Below are 16539 nucleotides of genomic sequence, written 5' to 3' on the forward strand. Positions count from 1 at the left end.
TCAAATACATTTGAAATAGTCGAAGGGCTCACGGCAGGTATTGCAGCGGTAGAGCGCTTTGCAGGCCGTGGATCCAAATTCACTGATAAGCGAGGTATCGGTGCTCGCACAGCGCGGGCAGCTCACCTCCGCGGGAACGTGGGCATGGCAGCTATGACCAACAGGCGGGCTGATGCCATATTCACGCAGGCGCCTGCGGGCATCGTCGGTCATCCAGTCGGTGGTCCAGGCGGGCTCCAGTTGCAGCACAATATGTACCGGGCTAAAGCCGTTTCCGGTCAGGGTTTCGCGGATCGCCCCCAGCAGATGCTCCGTTGCCGGACAGCCCGAATAGGTTGGCGTGAAGCCGATAACCCAGCCTTCCCCCTGTGCCTTCACGCTGCGCACCATGCCCAGGTCGGTGATGGTCAGCACCGGCACTTCCGGGTCGGGGATCTGGCTTAACAGCGCCCAAATCTGCGGGATTTGTGCAGGCGCGATGTCGACGAGGCGTTGCATGGCGTCCTCCTTTACCACTGCTGGCCGGGGTAAACGCGCTGGAGATACTGCATCTCTGCCAGCATCGGCCCGAGGTGTTCGGTATGTAGCCCCTTCTTACCGCCCGTGCGATACGCCACCTCTTCGGGCACGCGGAGGGTGGCTTCCGCCAGGCCAGCAAACACTTCGCGCTCCCACGGGTCCCGCAGGTCGCGCGGATCAACCGCCACGCCGTCATCAATTAGCGCCAGCTCGACCTCGTCAGCGTCGAACAGTTCAGCCGTAAAGCGCCACAGGCTATCCACCGCCTGCTGCATTTTTTGTGCGGAGGTTTCTGTTCCGTCCCCCAGCCGCACCAGCCAGCCGCGGCTAAAGCGCAGGTGATAGCGCGTCTCCTTAATGGCTTTTGCCGCGATGGCGGCAAGCTGACTGTCGCTGCTGTGGATCAGCCGCTCGTAGAGCGCCACGTTCAACGCATCCATCAGATACTGACGGGCAATGGTGTCGGCGAAGCTGCCGTTTGGCTGTTCCACCAGCAGCAAATTGCGGAACTGACGCTCATCGCGGCCATAGGCCAGGGTATCTTCATCACCCTTACCTTCACGTTCAGCGGCGTAGGTCAGGAAATTGCGCGCCTGCCCGAGCAGATCAAGGCCGATATTGGCGAGCGCCAGGTCAATTTCCAGCTCCGGCGCGTGGCCGCACCAGGCGCCCAGACGCTGTGAGAGCACCAGACCGTTGTCGCCCAGACGCAGGGCATAAGCAGATACGTTGTTCATCCCCAACCTCACATATGCTCGATACCATCAGGGATGGTGTAAAACGTCGGATGGCGGTAGACCTTGCTTTCCGCCGGATCGAAAAACTCCCCGCTCTCTTCCGGCTGGGAAGCGACGATTTCACTCGCCTTCACCACCCAGATAGAACAGCCTTCGCTGCGGCGGGTATAGGCATCGCGCGCGTTTTCCAGCGCCATGCGGTCGTCGGCAGCGTGAAGGCTGCCTACATGCCGGTGCGACAGCCCCTGCTTCGAACGGACAAAAACTTCGTATAACGGCCAGTAAACGTTGCTCATGGTTGATTCCTCTTATGCGGCCTGGCGGGCGCGTTGTTTTTCCGCGTGGGCCAGAGCGGCTTCACGCACCCATGCGCCGTCGTCCCAGGCTTTACGTTTTGCGGCCAGACGTTCGTGGTTGCAGATCCCGCGCCCGTTGATCACCTCGTCAAATTCCTGCCAGTCGATTTCGCCGAAGCGGTAGTGACCGCTCTCTTCATCGAAACGCAGGTCGGGATCCGGCACGGTCATGCCGAGCATCTCCACCTGAGGCACCGTGTTGTCCACGAAGCGCTGGCGAAGCTCATCGTTGCCAAAGCGTTTGATCTTCCAGGCCAGACTGCGGGCGCTGTTTGGGGAGTTGTCGTCGTTGGGTCCGAACATCATCAGCGCGGGCCACCAGAAGCGGTTGATGGCGTCCTGCAACATCTGCCGCTGGGCTTCGCTACCCTGCGCCAGCGCCATGCAGGCCTCAAAACCCTGACGCTGGTGAAAGCTCTCTTCTTTACAAATCTTCACCATCGCCCGGGCATACGGGCCGTAAGATGTACGGCACAGCGCCACCTGGTTCACAATGGCCGCCCCGTCCACCAGCCAGCCAATGACCCCGATATCGGCCCAGCTCAGGGTTGGATAGTTGAAGATGGAGGAGTATTTCATCTTGCCGTCGAGCATCTTTTGATAGATGTCCTCCCGGGCGCAGCCCAGCGTTTCCGCCGCGCTGTAAAGGTACAGGCCATGTCCGGCTTCATCCTGCACCTTCGCCAGCAGAATGGCTTTCCGGCGCAGCGTCGGTGCGCGGGTGATCCAGTTCCCTTCCGGCAGCATGCCGACAATCTCAGAGTGGGCGTGCTGTCCAATCTGGCGGATCAGCGTCTTGCGGTAGGCATCCGGCATCCAGTCCTGCGGCTCGATGGCCGTCTCCTGTGCGATGCGTTGCTCAAAGCGTTGTTCTTGCGTCACATAACCACCTTTGTGATTCGTTAAATCACCACAAATAGCAAAATGGTGAATCATTTGGTTTCTTAAAAGTTACACAAAGGTTAAATATAACCCCAAGAAGCGTTTGTTTATTTTGTGACGACGCTCGCAAGCCTTTTCATGAAAGGCCGATGGCGCAAGGCTTTCTGTTGGTCAGGCCAAGCAATACAGATCACAACGTTAACAATTCATTAAAACTCAGCTTGATTTTTATGATTCGAGATCAAACTATTTATAGTGAAATCACGAAACATCTGGAGAGAAGAAATGCAGCAGTTAGCCAGCTTCTTGTCCGGCATCTGGCAATCAGGCCGGGGCCGCGAGCGCACCATCACCCACGCCATCAGCGGGGAAACGCTATATCAAGTCACAAGCGAAGGGCTGGATATGGCGGCCGCGCGCCGTTACGCCATTGAACACGGCGGAGAAGCGCTCCGCGCAATGAGCTTTATCGAGCGCGCCGCCATGCTGAAGGCGGTGGCCAAACATCTGCTGAGCCAGAAGGATCGGTTTTATGCCCTGTCAGCCCAGACCGGCGCGACGAAGGCTGACAGCTGGGTGGATATTGAAGGCGGTATCGGCACCCTCTTCACCTACGCAAGCCTCGGCAGCCGTGAGCTGCCGGACGATACCCTGTGGCCGGAGGATGAGCTGATCCCACTGTCGAGGGAAGGCGGCTTTGCGGCACGTCACGTGTTAACGTCGAAATCCGGCGTGGCGGTGCATATCAACGCGTTCAACTTCCCGTGCTGGGGGATGCTGGAAAAGCTCGCGCCCACCTGGCTTGCCGGGATGCCCGCCATCATCAAGCCCGCCACCGCCACCGCGCAGGTGACTCAGGCGATGGTGAAAGCGATCGTGGAGAGCGGACTGGTGCCGGACGGCGCCATCAGCCTGATCTGCGGTGGCGCGGGCGATCTGCTGAACCACCTCGACAGCCAGGACGTGGTGACGTTTACCGGGTCGGCCAGCACCGGGCAGAGCCTGCGCGTCCACCCGAATATCGTCGCACATTCCATTCCGTTTACCATGGAAGCAGATTCTCTTAACTGCTGCGTGCTGGGTGAGGACGTGACGCCGGAACAGCCGGAGTTTACGCTGTTTATCCGCGAAGTGGTGCGCGAGATGACCGCCAAAGCCGGGCAAAAATGTACCGCCATCCGCCGCATCATCGTGCCGGAAGCGCAGGTTGAAGCCGTCAGCCAGGCGCTGATTGCGCGGCTGGTGAACGTGGTCGTCGGCGATCCGGCCCAGGAAGGGGTGAAGATGGGGGCTCTCGTCAACAGTGAGCAACGTGCTGACGTGCAGGAAAAAGTCGATCATCTGCTGGCCTCGGGCTGCCAGATCCGTCTGGGTGGTAAAGCTGATTTGCAGGCGCCTGGCGCATTCTTCCCACCCACCCTGCTGTTCTGCCCGCAGCCGGACGAAACCCCGGCCGTTCACGCCACCGAAGCCTTTGGCCCCGTCGCAACCCTGATGCCCTGCCGTAACACCGAGCACGCCATGCAGCTGGCGCGGGCGGGCGGCGGCAGCCTGGCGGGAACGCTGGTTACGGCAGATACCCGCGTGGCGCGGCAGTTTATTGCCGGTGCCGCGCGCGCCCACGGACGCATTCAGATCCTCAACCAGGAATCCTCGAAAGAATCTACCGGCCACGGTTCACCGTTGCCGCAGCTGGTGCACGGTGGTCCCGGACGTGCGGGCGGCGGCGAAGAGCTGGGCGGCCTGCGCGCTGTGAAGCACTATCTTCAGCGCACGGCCATTCAGGGCAGCCCGTCCATGCTCGCCGCGATCGGTAAACAGTGGGTCCGTGGCGCGGAGGTGCAGGAAGATCGCGTTCATCCGTTCCGTAAATACTTCGAGGAGTTACAGCCGGGCGACAGCCTGCTGACCCCGCGTCGTACCCTGACGGAAGCGGATATCGTGAATTTTGCCTGCCTGAGCGGGGATCATTTCTACGCCCATATGGACAAAATTGGCGCGGCGGAGTCGATTTTTGGTGAGCGCGTGGTACACGGTTATTTCCTGATTTCCGCCGCGGCGGGGCTGTTTGTCGATGCCGGGGTTGGGCCGGTTATTGCCAACTACGGCATGGAAAACCTGCGCTTTATCGAGCCGGTCAAGCCGGGTGATACCATTCAGGTGCGCCTGACCTGTAAACGTAAAACGCTGAAGAAACAGCGCACTGCCGAGGAAAAACCCACCGGCGTGGTGGAATGGGCTGTGGAGATCTTCAACCAGCACCAGCAGGCCGTGGCGCTCTACTCCATCCTGACGCTGGTGGCGCGCCAGCAGGGTGACTTCTGACACACCTCTTTCTTGCCGGGTGTCGCTCCGCTTACCCGGCCTACAACTACCTGACCGGGGGTGTGATGCACCCCCGCTCTTTTTTAACCTGGCAAGACTGACAAACAACCTGGCAGATGCAGGCAAACGCTTTTCGTGCGCGCCTGTCAGGATAACGCTGACACTACACAATAAACACAACAAGATGAGGTCTGCGATGGGAAGCAATTCTTCTTTTTCTGCCCGTAGAACGGCACTGGCCATGGCCGTTGCGCTCTGTTGCGCCTGGCAATCCCCTGTTTACGCTCACGGCAGCGAGGCGCATATGGTCCCGATGGACAAAACGCTTCAGGCGTTTGGCGCGGACGTGCAGTGGGATGATTACGCCCAGATGTTCACCATCGTCAAAGACGGTGCCTTTGTGAAGGTCAAACCCGGCGCAAATACCGCCATCGTTAACGGCAAACCGCTGACGCTCCAGGTGCCCGTGGTGATGAAGAACAATAAGGCGTATATCCCGGAGACCTTTATCAACGATGTCTTTCAGTCCGGTCTTGATCAGACATTCCAGGTTGAAAAAAGCCCCCACCCGTTAAACGCGCTGACGGCTGATGAAATCAACCAGGCCGTAGCAATCGTGAAAGCCTCAGCGGATTTTAAACCCAATACCCGCTTTACCCAGATTGCGCTGGCGGAGCCAGAAAAGGCCAAAGTCTGGGACTTTGTGCTTAACGGCACGGCGGTGGATGCGCCCCGCCAGGCCAATATCATCATGCTTGATGGTAAACACATCATCGAAAGCCGGGTGGATCTGAAGGAGAAAAAGATCCTCCGCTGGGAGCCGATCAAAGACGCGCACGGCATGGTGCTGCTGGATGACTTCAATACCGTGCAGCAGATCATCAATGAAAGCCCGGAGTTTGCCGCCGTGCTGAAAAAGCGCGGCATTACCGACCCGAAGAAAGTGATCACCACCCCGCTTACCGTCGGCTTTTTTGACGGCAAGGATGGGCTGAAACAGGAAGACCGCCTGCTGAAAGTGATCAGCTATCTCGACGTGGGCGACGGTAACTACTGGGCGCACCCGATCGAAAACCTGGTTGCGGTGGTGGATCTCGAGCAGAAGAAAATCCAGAAGATTGAGGAAGGCCCGGTCGTGCCGGTGCCGCTCACGCCGCGCCCTTATGATGGCCGTGACCGCGTTGAAACGGTGAAAAAACCGCTGGAGATTATCGAGCCGGAAGGCAAGAACTACACCATCACCGGGGATAGGGTGCACTGGCAGAACTGGGATTTTCATCTGAGCCTGGACTCACGCGTCGGCCCGATAATCTCCACCGTGACCTATAACGACAACGGCAAAAAGCGACAGGTGATGTATCAGGGGTCGCTCGGCGGCATGATTGTGCCGTACGGCGACCCGGATATCGGCTGGTACTTTAAAGCCTACCTGGACTCCGGCGATTACGGCATGGGTACCCTGACCTCCCCGCTCGTGCGCGGCAAGGATGTTCCGTCTAACGCCGTGATGCTCAACGAAACCATCCCGGATTACACCGGCGCGCCAATGGAGATCCCCCGGGCGATCGCCATTTTCGAGCGTTACGCCGGGCCGGAATATAAGCATCAGGAATTAGGAAAACCCAACGTCAGCACCGAACGCCGCGAGCTGGTGGTGCGCTGGGTCAGCACCGTGGGTAACTACGATTACATCTTCGACTGGGTATTCCACGAAAACGGCACTATCGGCATTGATGCAGGGGCTACGGGCATTGAAGCGGTGAAAGGCGTGCAGACGAAAACCATGCATGATGCCACCGCGAAGGATGACACCCGATACGGAACGCTGATCGACCATAATATTGTCGGTACCACCCACCAGCACATCTACAACTTCCGTCTGGATATGGACGTGGACGGCATCAACAACAAGCTGGTGGCCATGGATCCGGACGTCAAACCGAACACTGCTGGCGGACCGCGCACCAGCACCATGCAGGTTAATCAGTATGATATTGATACCGAACAGCAGGCGGCGCAGAAGTTTGACCCGGGCACCATCCGCCTGCTGAGCAATACCAGCAAAGAGAACCGCATGGGCAACCCGGTCTCATATCAGATCATCCCTTACGCGGGCGGTACACACCCGGTAGCGTCCGGCGCGAAGTTTGCCCCGGACGAGTGGATTTATCACCGCCTGAGCTTTATGGATAAACAGCTGTGGGTAACGCGTTACCATCCCGACGAGATGTACCCGGAGGGAAAATACCCGAACCGTTCCACGCACGATACCGGCCTCGGCCAGTACAGCAAAGATAACGAGTCGCTGAACGACCAGGATAACGTCATCTGGATGACCACCGGCACCACCCATGTCGCCCGTGCCGAGGAGTGGCCAATAATGCCGACGGAATGGGTGCACACGTTGCTCAAGCCGTGGAATTTCTTTGACGAGACGCCAACGCTCGGCAAGAAAAAAGAGCAGAAATAACCCACCGACCGGGCGTAATGCCCGGTTTTTCATCCGCTTACTTGCTGAATTACTCTCCCCGATTATAGTTATTGTTACCTCGCTTAATCCTTTTGCATTTCTTGACACACTTTCACCAGGATTCGAAGTCTCCACAAACAACGTCACAGTTTACTGAGAGGTTTTAGGATGAGAATCAATGAGACCGTCAGGAGTCTCGCGCTGGCGGGATGTTTTATTTCTACCAGTTCCGCCTGGGCCGCAGAAGCACCTAAGGATGCCAGCGCAGCAACGCAACAGGCCAACAACGCACTCTTCAACCAGCTTCCTTTCTCCGATAACACCGATTTTACCAACGCCCACAAAGGGTTTATTGCCCCGCTGCCTCAGGAAATTATCAAAGGGGAGCAAGGCAACACCGTCTGGGATCCTCAGCAGTACGCTTTTATCAAAGAAGGCGATAAGGCGCCCGACTCGGTTAACCCGAGCTTATGGCGTCAGTCCCAGCTGATCAACATCAGCGGTCTGTTTGAAGTGACCGAAGGCGTCTACCAGATCCGTAACCTCGACCTGTCAAACATGACTATTATTGAAGGTAAAGAAGGCATTACCGTGGTCGACCCGCTGGTGTCGGCAGAAACGGCCAAAGTCGGGATGGATCTTTACTATAAAAATCGCGGTAACAAGCCTGTGGTCGCCGTTATTTACACCCACAGCCACGTTGACCACTATGGCGGCGTGCGCGGCGTGGTGGATGAAGCAGATGTGAAGTCCGGCAAGGTGAAAGTCTACGCGCCCGCCGGATTTATGGAGGCCGCCGTCGCGGAGAATATCATGGCGGGTAACGTCATGAGCCGCCGCGCCAGCTATATGTACGGCAACCTGCTGAAGCCGGATGCGAAGGGCCAGGTCGGCGCGGGTCTCGGCACCACCACCTCCGCCGGGACGGTGACCCTGATCGCACCGACCAATATCATCGAGAAAGATGGTCAGAAAGAGGTGATCGACGGCCTGACCTATGATTTTATGCTCGCGCCGGGATCGGAAGCGCCTTCTGAGATGCTCTGGTATATCGAAGAGAAAAAGCTGATCGAGTCTGCGGAAGATGTCACCCATACCCTTCACAACACCTACTCCCTGCGCGGTGCGAAAATTCGTGAACCGCTGCCATGGTCGAAATACATCAACCAGGCAATTGTACGCTGGGGTGATAAGGCCGAAGTTATCATGGCGCAGCACCACTGGCCGACCTGGGGCAACGAGAATGTGGTTAACCTGCTGAAAAGCCAGCGCGACCTGTATCGCTACATTAACGACCAGACCCTGCGCATGGCGAATGAAGGGCTGACGCGTGACGAGATCGCCGCCAACTTCAAGCTGCCGAACTCCCTGGCCAATACCTGGGCCAACCGAGGCTATTACGGTTCAGTCAGCCATGACGTCAAAGCCACCTACGTGCTCTATTTAGGCTGGTTTGACGGCAACCCCGCGACCCTGGATGAACTGCCGCCTGAAGAAGCCGCGAAGAAATTTGTGGAGTATATGGGAGGCGCGGATGCCATCCTGAGCAAAGCTAAAACCGATTTTGACCAGGGGAACTACCGCTGGGTGGCTCAGGTGGTCAGCAAAGTGGTCTTTGCCGATCCAAATAATCAGGCCGCGCGAAACCTGGAAGCGGATGCGCTGGAGCAGCTGGGTTATCAGGCTGAATCAGGCCCGTGGCGTAACTTCTACCTGACCGGCGCCCAGGAGCTGCGTAACGGCGTGGTGAAAGGACCGACCCCGAACACCGCCAGCCCGGACACCGTGCGCGCGATGACGCCAGAAATGTTCTTTGACTATCTGGCGGTGCACATTAACGGTGAAAAAGCGGCGGATGCAAAATCGGTGTTTAACATCGACCTCGGCAGCGACGGCGGTAAATACAAGCTGGAACTGGAAAATGGCGTGCTGAACCACACGGCGAACGCCGAAGCGAAAGACGCTGACGCGACCGTGACCCTCAACCGCGATACGCTGAATAAAATCATCCTGAAAGAAGTGACGCTTAGACAGGCGCAGGATAATGGCGATATCAAAGTGACCGGCGATGCCGCAAAACTCGATGCCATGCTCGGTTACATGGATAAATTTGAATTCTGGTTTAACATTGTGACCCCGTAAAGGCAGCACTCGCGGGCGGAGGTTCCGCCCGCTCAAGGAAAATTCTCTTCAATGGAAAAAAGACATCCAGCCACACCCGAACCCGCGACATGGCCTACCCGTAAATCAATGGTTGTTCACGGGCTGGCCGTGAACCTGCCGTGGCTCGCCTTTGTGAATGCCAGCTTTGCCCTTATGGTCCTGCTGCGCAATTCGCTGTTCGGCCATATCGATGCCCTCCTGCACATCAGCCCGCCTCTGCGGCAGATGATAGACGCCTCCATGCTGGGCGTGGTGATCCTTTCCGTGGCGCTGGTGATCATGGCCTGGCGCCACATCCGCGGCGTCAGCGCCGTTTTGTTTATGTGCAGTCTGCTGTGGTCGATAAGTTGTTACTGGTTTATCAACGTGTTACATCTTCCGCATCCCTGGCCTATATTCGTTACCCTGCTGATGGCCGGTATGACCGCGCTCTATTTTCACCCGGTGGCACTGCTCTGCTTCACCGTTCCGCTATGGATAAGCCTGCCCGTTGCCAGCATGCTGCTGAATCAGGAAATTAATTATCGCTTCGCCGGGCTGTGGGTGGTGTTCACCTTCATTCTCGTGTGCGGGCGCTATATCCTGTTGAGTTGGTTTGAAGAGGCGTGGCGTCGCAACCAGCAGAATCAGCGTTTAATTTCGCGGCTGGATGCGCTGGCCCATCAGGATCCGCTGACGAAAACGGCCAACCGGCGGGCGATGGAGCTGGTGCTGGAAAACGCCGTGGAGCAAGGCAAACGCTTCGCGGTGCTGATGCTGGATGTCGACTACTTCAAACTGTATAACGACACCTATGGTCACCAGGCAGGAGACGCGTGTCTCGCGAGGGTGGCAGAGGTGCTGAACACCTCGGTGCGCACGCCAGAGGATGTGGTTTCGCGCTACGGTGGTGAGGAGTTTGTGGTGATCCTCTTTGACTGTGAAGAAAGCGTTGCTGAGAAAGTCGCCGCGCGGATCCAGGCTGGCCTGCGCACCGCAGCCATTGCGCACAGCGCGTCGAAGGTGAGTGAATGTGTGACGGTGAGTATGGGCATTGCCGGCTATACCCCAGGACTGGCCGGCCCGGAAATCATCGCCCGCGCCGATGCGGCGCTGTACAGGGCGAAGGAGTCCGGGCGGGATAGGTGGTCGCGTTAAATAATGCCGGGTGCCGGCTTCGCCTTACCCGGCGTTTTATTAATACCGCACACACACCGACTTGGTTTCACACCAGCCATCCAGCCAGTCGGGACCGAAATCGCGCCCGGTGCCAGACTGCTTCATGCCGCCGAACGGCAGGTTGGCGTCTATCAGCGTGTGGCTGTTCACCCACACGGTTCCTGCCTGTAACCTGTCGGTATACGCTAGCGCTTTACTGATATTCTGCGTCCAGACGCTGGCCGTTAAGCCGTATTCAGTGTCGTTCGCCAGCTGAAGCGCCTCTTCCCCGTCGTCCACACGAACCAGGTTCACCACCGGCCCGAAGACCTCTTCACGCGTCAGTCGCAGATGATTATCCGGGTTGACCACCAGCGTTGGCGAAACGTAATAGCCTTTGCCGTCTGGCCCCCGGTTCCCGGCGATCAGCTCCGCATTGTGCGCCTTCGCCTCATCCAGGAACGCCTGAACCTTATCGCAATGGGCGCGCGACACCAGCGGGTTGATAAACGCATCCGGCGACATGCCCGGCCCGACGCTCAGAGATTTCACGGCCTGTTCAAAGCCGCTGACCAGCGTGTCGAACAGCGGAGCCTCAATATAAATACGCGAGCTGGCCGCGCAGACCTGCCCCTGATTCAGGAAGCTGCCGGTCATCAGCCCTTCAATTACCCACGCCGGATCGGCGTCTTTCAGCACGATGGCCGGGTTTTTGCCGCCCAGCTCCAGCGTCACGCCCGTTAGCGTATCCGCAGCCACGCGGGCAATCTGCTTGCCCGTCGCCGTCGAACCGGTAAAGCTTACTTTGGCAATGCGCGGGTGCGAGGTTAGCGCCGCGCCACAGACGGCGCCACTACCGGTCACCACGTTGAACACGCCATCCGGGATCCCCGCCTCGCTCGCCAGTTCCGCCACCCGTAACAGGGTGAGCGGCGTGGTTTCCGAGGGTTTGATCACGATGGAGCAACCTGCCGCCAGCGCGGGCATTACTTTCCACATGCCAATCATCAGCGGGAAGTTCCACGGCACAATCCCCGCCACGACTCCCACCGGCTCTTTACGCGTCCACGCCTGATAACGCGCGCCCTGCGGCAGTGGAATCGAGAGATCGAGGGTTTTACCGGCAATTTTGGTGGTCAGCCCTGCCGTGTAGCGCATCCAGTTCAGGGTGCATCCCACCTCGAAGGCGCGGGAGATGTTAATGGATTTCCCCTGCTCCAGGGTTTCGAGCTGTGCCAGCTCTTCGCCATGCTGTTCCACCAAATCGGCAAACCGCAGCAGGATGCGTTCCCGCTCTGCCGGCAGACGCCCTGCCCAGCTTCGGGCGACAAAGGCGCGCCAGCCAGACATCACCGCACGATCGACATCATCGACGCTGGCATCGGCGGTGGAGGCAATAACCTCTCCGGTCGCCGGGTTGTAGACGTTCAGGCGCTTTTCGCTGTCGGATGCCGCCTGACGCCCTTCAATCCACAGGCCGTGCTGGCGATCTAAAAACTGCTGCACGCCTGGCAGGATGGCGACGTGTGATTCGGACATAGGATACTCCTTCGTTATGCTTCGCAGGGTGTGTATGCAGTCTAAGAGGGGAATCGCATTCCTGCTTTTGTCTGTGTGACATTCGCTTTGTCAGCTGTGACAGGCTCCGCAAATCGTGATAATTCCCGCTTATATTGCTGTAACCGTTGAGTGTTCTTTCCTATAGTCAGCCTCGTAGCCCTGACAAAATGCAACATAAATGCAACAATGCGAAAACAGTGACGGTGCAGCGAGAACATCAATGGCGTGTGCAAGCGAACAGGACAATTTTCAGCAGTGGCTGGCGCAAATTAACCAGGTTTGTGGGCGCTTTGCGGCACGTCCGTTAGAGGGGGCGTTTCTCGGCGAACTGGAAACCAGCTATACCCAAAGTCTGAAGCTGAGCACGGTGACCGCCGCAGGCGTTAACCTTTTTCGCACCCGTCAGGAGATCAAAAACGGCAACGACGCCTGGTTCTACACCGTGTTTCAGCTGGAAGGCAGCGCCGGAATCGAACAGAACAACCAGCGCGCGATGCTGAAAGCCGGGGATATCACGCTGATTGACGCCTCCCGCCCGTGCTCCATTTACTGGCAGGAGCGTTCCCGCCAGATTTCGCTGCTGCTCCCGCGACAAATCATTGAGCAACACGCGCGTTTTCAGGAAGTGAGGTGCGCGCTGCCCCTCTCCCGCAGTCTGCCTACCGTACAGCTGAGCTACCGGCTGCTACAGGAGAGCATGGGCAATGCCGATCTCAGCGCCAGCGAAAGCGAAGCGGCGCTGGAGGCGATGGTGTGTCTGCTGCGTCCGGCCTTCCAGCAGCAACACGAGGTGCTGCCGCGCAAGGAGCGTCAGTTCCGCCACGTTCTGTCCCTGATTGATGATCATATTCAGTCGGAGGCGTTAAGACCGGAGTGGATAGCCTCAGAGAGCGGCATGTCCGTGCGGAGCTTGTACCGCATGTTTGCCGGGAAAGGGCTGGTGGTGGCGCAGTATATTAAGAACCGTCGCCTCGATTTATGCGCTCAGGCGCTGCGTTCCATCAGCGATGACGAAAAGCTCGCGGGCATTGGCTACAGCCGGGGCTTTACCGACCATAGCCATTTTTCCACCGCCTTTAAGCAGCGTTTCGGGGTTTCGCCGGGCGAATACCGTAAGCGTTACCGCTAGTTACTTTTTTAGCCACTTGCCGTTAATCCCCTTCACGTATTCACCCGGCTGGGCGCGCGCCACCAGCTTTTGTCCCGCCATTTTCGCCACCTCGTCGACGGGCAAATTATTGCTGTCAGCTAACTGCTGGTAACTTTCCGTGCGTGCGGCGTTGATACGGCTCACCAGCGCCAGGGTTTCAGCGTCGTGCTGAACGGGCGCAAGATAGCCGCTCAGGGTTTCCCCTACGCGCCCCTGGGCACGTGCATCGTTGAGCGTAAGCGTGGCGGCGTGAACGTTCATCCCCAGCGCCAGTAACATCAGAGCTAATCGTTTCATGGCATCCTCAGAACAGATCGCTGCGGGATTTCAGCAGGGCTTCAACGTCTTTATCCACCTTGATATGGATTTCATGCTCAATTTTCACGTTCATGTTGATAGTGATCGGCTCTTTGGGCGCCGCCACTTCAATGCGCGGCGTGCAGCCTGACAGCAGCGCGACGACGGCCACGGTGAGTACACCAGCCCTCTTTTTCATTGTTGTTCCTCACTTTCCTTGCCTGTCGAACCGCGGAGAAGGGGTATCGCCGCATGTTGCTCAAACCATGTTTGCAGATTGTCCCCAAAGCGCAGGCTGCGCCAGAGGGTAAAAATGTTCTCTTCATGGGTGTAATTCAGGTTTACGAAACTGCTTTTGCCCTCGACGCGGCTGGTGCCTTTAATGGCCGCCTGCATGGTTAACACACCCAGATTATCCACATTGAGTTTTGTCCACGACTGCGAAATTTCCATATAGCGGAGCCAGTTGATCGCCGCCCCGGCAACCACGTTGTCTTTCACAATGGCATCCGCCGTGTCCTGGTCGATGCGCAGCGTCATCGGCCCCGGGTTGGTCAGCCAGCCATCTTTAATGATCCATTTTTCATTGTCCAGCCAGAACGGCAGCGCGCCGCTCACCGGGCCGGACATGGCAAACTGCTTCGGATTCACCGCGCTTATCAGTTCGCTGGAGGAAATATTATCCACGCGTAGTAAAGCCGGATCGTGCTGCGGCATTCTCAACTGCTGCATGGTGATTTTCCCGCCGAGCGCTTCCACCTTCACGTTGGTGAGCAGGAGCGGGTTCGCTTCGGTCCAGGGATAATCGCCCTGGAGATCCGCGGTGATATTTCGGGCTGTGACCAGGTTTTTTACCTCGTCGATTCGTAACGTTACCGGCCCGCGCGTGCCCAGCGACCAGGTACCCTGGCTTAAGCGGAACGGCAGAACAAAATCAACGCCGTTGATTTCGTTATCCGGCATCCACGCGCTGCCCGCTTTCAGCACCCCGTGCCCCCCGGCCTCAAACCCCTGATCGGAGGCCGCTGAGAAAGCCACCTGTGCGTACATTTCGCCGCCGCGCAGGGTCAGTTTCCAGTCTGGCGGGATCAGCGGCTGGAACACCGTAAGAGACTGTTTTGGCCACCAGGCCTGACCGCGAAGGCGTTCGCCATCCCAGCGTCCATTCACCTGGACCGGGCCGATGTCGTCCGCATGCAGGTTCCCTTTAAACTGGAACACCGTCGGGTCTGTCCCGTCAACGCTGAAGGTCAAAACGGACGGCGGCAGCACGCTTCCGCCCGAGAAGCTTGTTTGCCCGGCATTGAGCGCGAGCGCGCCGCTAAAGGTGGGGTTATCCGGGTCCCGCGACCAGCGCACCGGGTGATCCAGCACCAGGCGCGGCTTGCTGACCAGCATCGTACCGTACTGCAATTTGTCGAACCCCGTGGAAAGATCGGTCAGTTCGATAACGTTGTCGCGCCACTCCCCGGTTCCCCGGACATCCCAGCGCGCATTCATCGGCGTGAAATTCCCTTTACCCCAGTAGCGCCACTGCCACAAACCGTTGTCCGGTAAAAAGTCGTTAGCCTGGCCGTCCAGATGCAGCTCAAAATCGCCCATCTCGTTTTCATGCGCCCGCAGAATGGCTTGCAGGCGGCCGTCCACGCCCTTCTGCGTGAGCTTCACGCCTGCCAGCGGCCAGCGGATCTCATCGATATCCAGCGAGTCGATGATGCGCCCGCGCGAGCGCAATAATGCGCCGGGTTCAAACGTAAGCTGCGGATCGTAAAGGCTGCCGGTCAGCTTCGCCGGGAGTCTGGCATACAGGATCAGATCGTTTTGCTTGGCTTCCCCGCTCAGGTGCAGCGGCATAGCGCTGTTTTCCATACTGAGCGAGCCGGGACCGATATTCAGCACCGCGTTGCCCTTCCCCGCATCCCCCTGGGTCAGCACATTGAGCCGCCCTGTGAAGGTGGCTTTCTCTAGCCCCTGCTGCCAGTTATCCACTTTCAGCCCGACGCGACCGCTCATCGGCATACCGGAGGCTGACCAGTTCCAGCGTCCGTCGCTGACGGTTAACTGCTGAGCGGCGATCTGCCACGGTAAATCGAGCAGTGGATCGGGGTTGTCCCGCGCCATGACTACCAGCTGGCCCTGATTGTCCTCCCAGTCCAGATCGGCATCGACCAGCGAGGATAACTGTGGCACGTTAAAGGTCGCGACCGTATGCCCTTTCACCGGCACGCCGTCCGGTACCAACGGCAGGGTAAATTCACCGATCAGCTTCACGGGCTGCGGCTGATCCGGCAGTTGCACATCGAACTGGCTGATGGAGAGCGTCTGGCCGCGCAACTGCCCCTTAATGCTCACCTGCTCGCCGTTATAAGTGATGTCCTGGCGGGCTGGCGTGAGTGAAGCATGCAGCTCACCCTCCCACTGCTGCCAGGGAGAAAGGGTAAAGCGGTGGATGGTCAGCCAGGTGTTGGGCAGGATGGCCTGCCACTGCGCCAGCGTTTTCGGCGCCACCGTTGAGGACGCTGACTGCGGTAATTTGCTCAGGCAGACAGAATTAAGTTCAAGTGCGCCAATATCCAGATCCCAACGGCTGGGGTGTGACAGGGTCACGTTTTCCACGCGGGCAATTTCGCACTCTTCTACCAGATAGCGGAGATCGGGGACGATCAGGGCGTGGCGCGTGAGCCGTGGGCTTTCTTCAAACGCGATGCGCGTTCCAACAGGGAGCCAGATCCCGGCGAGCGTGGGTACCCACTGGGCGAGCGTCATCAGCAGCGTCAGCGGCACGAGTAATAGCAGCAGTAATAGCGCGATTGCGGCTTTGTATTTACCCTTCATGGGCAGTTAATATCCTGATTTTGCGAAAAAAATAAGCCGTACTTGCCGCTCATTGTCGCATGTTTAGCCAGTCAGTTGAAGGTAATGCCATTTTTAAGAGTAGATGCT

At 58.1% G+C, this 16539-nt stretch carries 13 protein-coding genes; 5 read left to right on the top strand and 8 right to left on the bottom strand.

The features are described from left to right. From paaD to paaA, 4 genes are read right to left on the bottom strand one after another with little or no spacing between them, the layout of a single operon-like run. The gene (paaD, locus tag AM329_RS06805; RefSeq protein ID WP_003857347.1) at window positions 1-498 is read right to left on the bottom strand and encodes a 1,2-phenylacetyl-CoA epoxidase subunit PaaD; all 498 of its coding nucleotides are present in this window, start codon (window positions 496-498) and stop codon (window positions 1-3) included. An 11-nt stretch (window positions 499-509) separates the two neighbouring features. Further along, window positions 510-1256: a 1,2-phenylacetyl-CoA epoxidase subunit PaaC gene (paaC, locus tag AM329_RS06810; RefSeq protein ID WP_032609123.1), complete on the bottom strand. Its 747-nt coding sequence runs from the start codon at window positions 1254-1256 to the stop codon at window positions 510-512. Between the two features lie 8 nt (window positions 1257-1264). Then, window positions 1265-1552 (bottom strand): 1,2-phenylacetyl-CoA epoxidase subunit PaaB, encoded by a 288-nt coding sequence (gene paaB, locus AM329_RS06815; RefSeq protein ID WP_003857353.1) that lies wholly within the window; start codon window positions 1550-1552, stop codon window positions 1265-1267. Between the two features lie 12 nt (window positions 1553-1564). Further along, entirely contained in the window at window positions 1565-2494 is a 930-nt protein-coding gene (paaA, locus tag AM329_RS06820; protein ID WP_003857355.1) for a 1,2-phenylacetyl-CoA epoxidase subunit PaaA, read from the bottom strand. 285 nt (window positions 2495-2779) lie between these two features. Between paaA and paaZ the strand changes: the two genes are divergently transcribed. The 4 genes from paaZ (at window position 2780) to AM329_RS06840 (ending at window position 10589) form a co-directional block, all read left to right on the top strand. Next, window positions 2780-4819, top strand: a complete 2040-nt coding sequence (gene paaZ / locus AM329_RS06825; RefSeq protein ID WP_032609122.1) for a phenylacetic acid degradation bifunctional protein PaaZ — start codon at window positions 2780-2782, stop codon at window positions 4817-4819. Between the two features lie 196 nt (window positions 4820-5015). Beyond that, window positions 5016-7289, top strand: a complete 2274-nt coding sequence (gene tynA / locus AM329_RS06830; protein ID WP_032609121.1) for a primary-amine oxidase — start codon at window positions 5016-5018, stop codon at window positions 7287-7289. 168 nt (window positions 7290-7457) lie between these two features. After that, a complete protein-coding gene (locus tag AM329_RS06835) occupies window positions 7458-9431 on the top strand; it encodes an alkyl/aryl-sulfatase (RefSeq protein ID WP_032609120.1) in 1974 nt (657 codons plus the stop codon). Window positions 9432-9482: 51 nt separating this feature from the next. Then, window positions 9483-10589 carry a GGDEF domain-containing protein gene (locus AM329_RS06840; protein ID WP_032609119.1) on the top strand — a complete coding sequence of 369 codons (1107 nt, stop codon included), beginning with the start codon at window positions 9483-9485 and terminating at the stop codon, window positions 10587-10589. Window positions 10590-10628: 39 nt separating this feature from the next. Here the strand turns inward: AM329_RS06840 and AM329_RS06845 are convergent, their stop codons facing one another. Continuing rightward, entirely contained in the window at window positions 10629-12128 is a 1500-nt protein-coding gene (locus tag AM329_RS06845) for an aldehyde dehydrogenase family protein (RefSeq protein WP_022651146.1), read from the bottom strand. A gap of 241 nt (window positions 12129-12369) precedes the next feature. On the opposite strand from AM329_RS06845, the gene feaR reads away from it, so the two are divergent. Beyond that, entirely contained in the window at window positions 12370-13278 is a 909-nt protein-coding gene (gene feaR, locus AM329_RS06850; protein ID WP_032609118.1) for a transcriptional regulator FeaR, read from the top strand. Here the strand turns inward: feaR and AM329_RS06855 are convergent, their stop codons facing one another. Genes AM329_RS06855 through AM329_RS06865 form a run of 3 tightly spaced genes read right to left on the bottom strand, consistent with a single transcriptional unit; the run spans window position 13279 to window position 16431 of the window. Beyond that, entirely contained in the window at window positions 13279-13596 is a 318-nt protein-coding gene (locus AM329_RS06855) for a YdbL family protein (RefSeq protein ID WP_022651144.1), read from the bottom strand. It abuts the gene before it with no gap. A gap of 7 nt (window positions 13597-13603) precedes the next feature. After that, window positions 13604-13795: a YnbE family lipoprotein gene (locus AM329_RS06860; RefSeq protein ID WP_003857369.1), complete on the bottom strand. Its 192-nt coding sequence runs from the start codon at window positions 13793-13795 to the stop codon at window positions 13604-13606. After that, window positions 13792-16431 carry a YdbH family protein gene (locus AM329_RS06865; RefSeq protein ID WP_032609116.1) on the bottom strand — a complete coding sequence of 880 codons (2640 nt, stop codon included), beginning with the start codon at window positions 16429-16431 and terminating at the stop codon, window positions 13792-13794. The genes AM329_RS06860 and AM329_RS06865 overlap by 4 nt, the downstream gene beginning before the upstream one ends. Window positions 16432-16539 lie beyond the last annotated feature (108 nt).

The sequence above is a fragment of the Enterobacter cloacae complex sp. AR_0002 genome (assembly GCF_001922365.1).
Taxonomy (GTDB): Bacteria; Pseudomonadota; Gammaproteobacteria; order Enterobacterales; family Enterobacteriaceae; genus Enterobacter; species Enterobacter hormaechei_C.

What these genes read in the sequence shown, in the direction of transcription:
- paaD (WP_003857347.1), bottom strand. Translation starts at nt 498, where the DNA reads ATGCAACGCCTCGTCGACATCGCGCCTGCACAAATCCCGCAGATTTGG.
- paaC (WP_032609123.1), bottom strand. Translation starts at nt 1,256, where the DNA reads ATGAACAACGTATCTGCTTATGCCCTGCGTCTGGGCGACAACGGTCTG.
- paaB (WP_003857353.1), bottom strand. Translation starts at nt 1,552, where the DNA reads ATGAGCAACGTTTACTGGCCGTTATACGAAGTTTTTGTCCGTTCGAAG.
- paaZ (WP_032609122.1), top strand. Translation starts at nt 2,780, where the DNA reads ATGCAGCAGTTAGCCAGCTTCTTGTCCGGCATCTGGCAATCAGGCCGG.
- tynA (WP_032609121.1), top strand. Translation starts at nt 5,016, where the DNA reads ATGGGAAGCAATTCTTCTTTTTCTGCCCGTAGAACGGCACTGGCCATG.
- AM329_RS06835 (WP_032609120.1), top strand. Translation starts at nt 7,458, where the DNA reads ATGAGAATCAATGAGACCGTCAGGAGTCTCGCGCTGGCGGGATGTTTT.
- AM329_RS06840 (WP_032609119.1), top strand. Translation starts at nt 9,483, where the DNA reads ATGGAAAAAAGACATCCAGCCACACCCGAACCCGCGACATGGCCTACC.
- AM329_RS06845 (WP_022651146.1), bottom strand. Translation starts at nt 12,128, where the DNA reads ATGTCCGAATCACACGTCGCCATCCTGCCAGGCGTGCAGCAGTTTTTA.
- feaR (WP_032609118.1), top strand. Translation starts at nt 12,370, where the DNA reads ATGGCGTGTGCAAGCGAACAGGACAATTTTCAGCAGTGGCTGGCGCAA.
- AM329_RS06855 (WP_022651144.1), bottom strand. Translation starts at nt 13,596, where the DNA reads ATGAAACGATTAGCTCTGATGTTACTGGCGCTGGGGATGAACGTTCAC.
- AM329_RS06860 (WP_003857369.1), bottom strand. Translation starts at nt 13,795, where the DNA reads ATGAAAAAGAGGGCTGGTGTACTCACCGTGGCCGTCGTCGCGCTGCTG.
- AM329_RS06865 (WP_032609116.1), bottom strand. Translation starts at nt 16,431, where the DNA reads ATGAAGGGTAAATACAAAGCCGCAATCGCGCTATTACTGCTGCTATTA.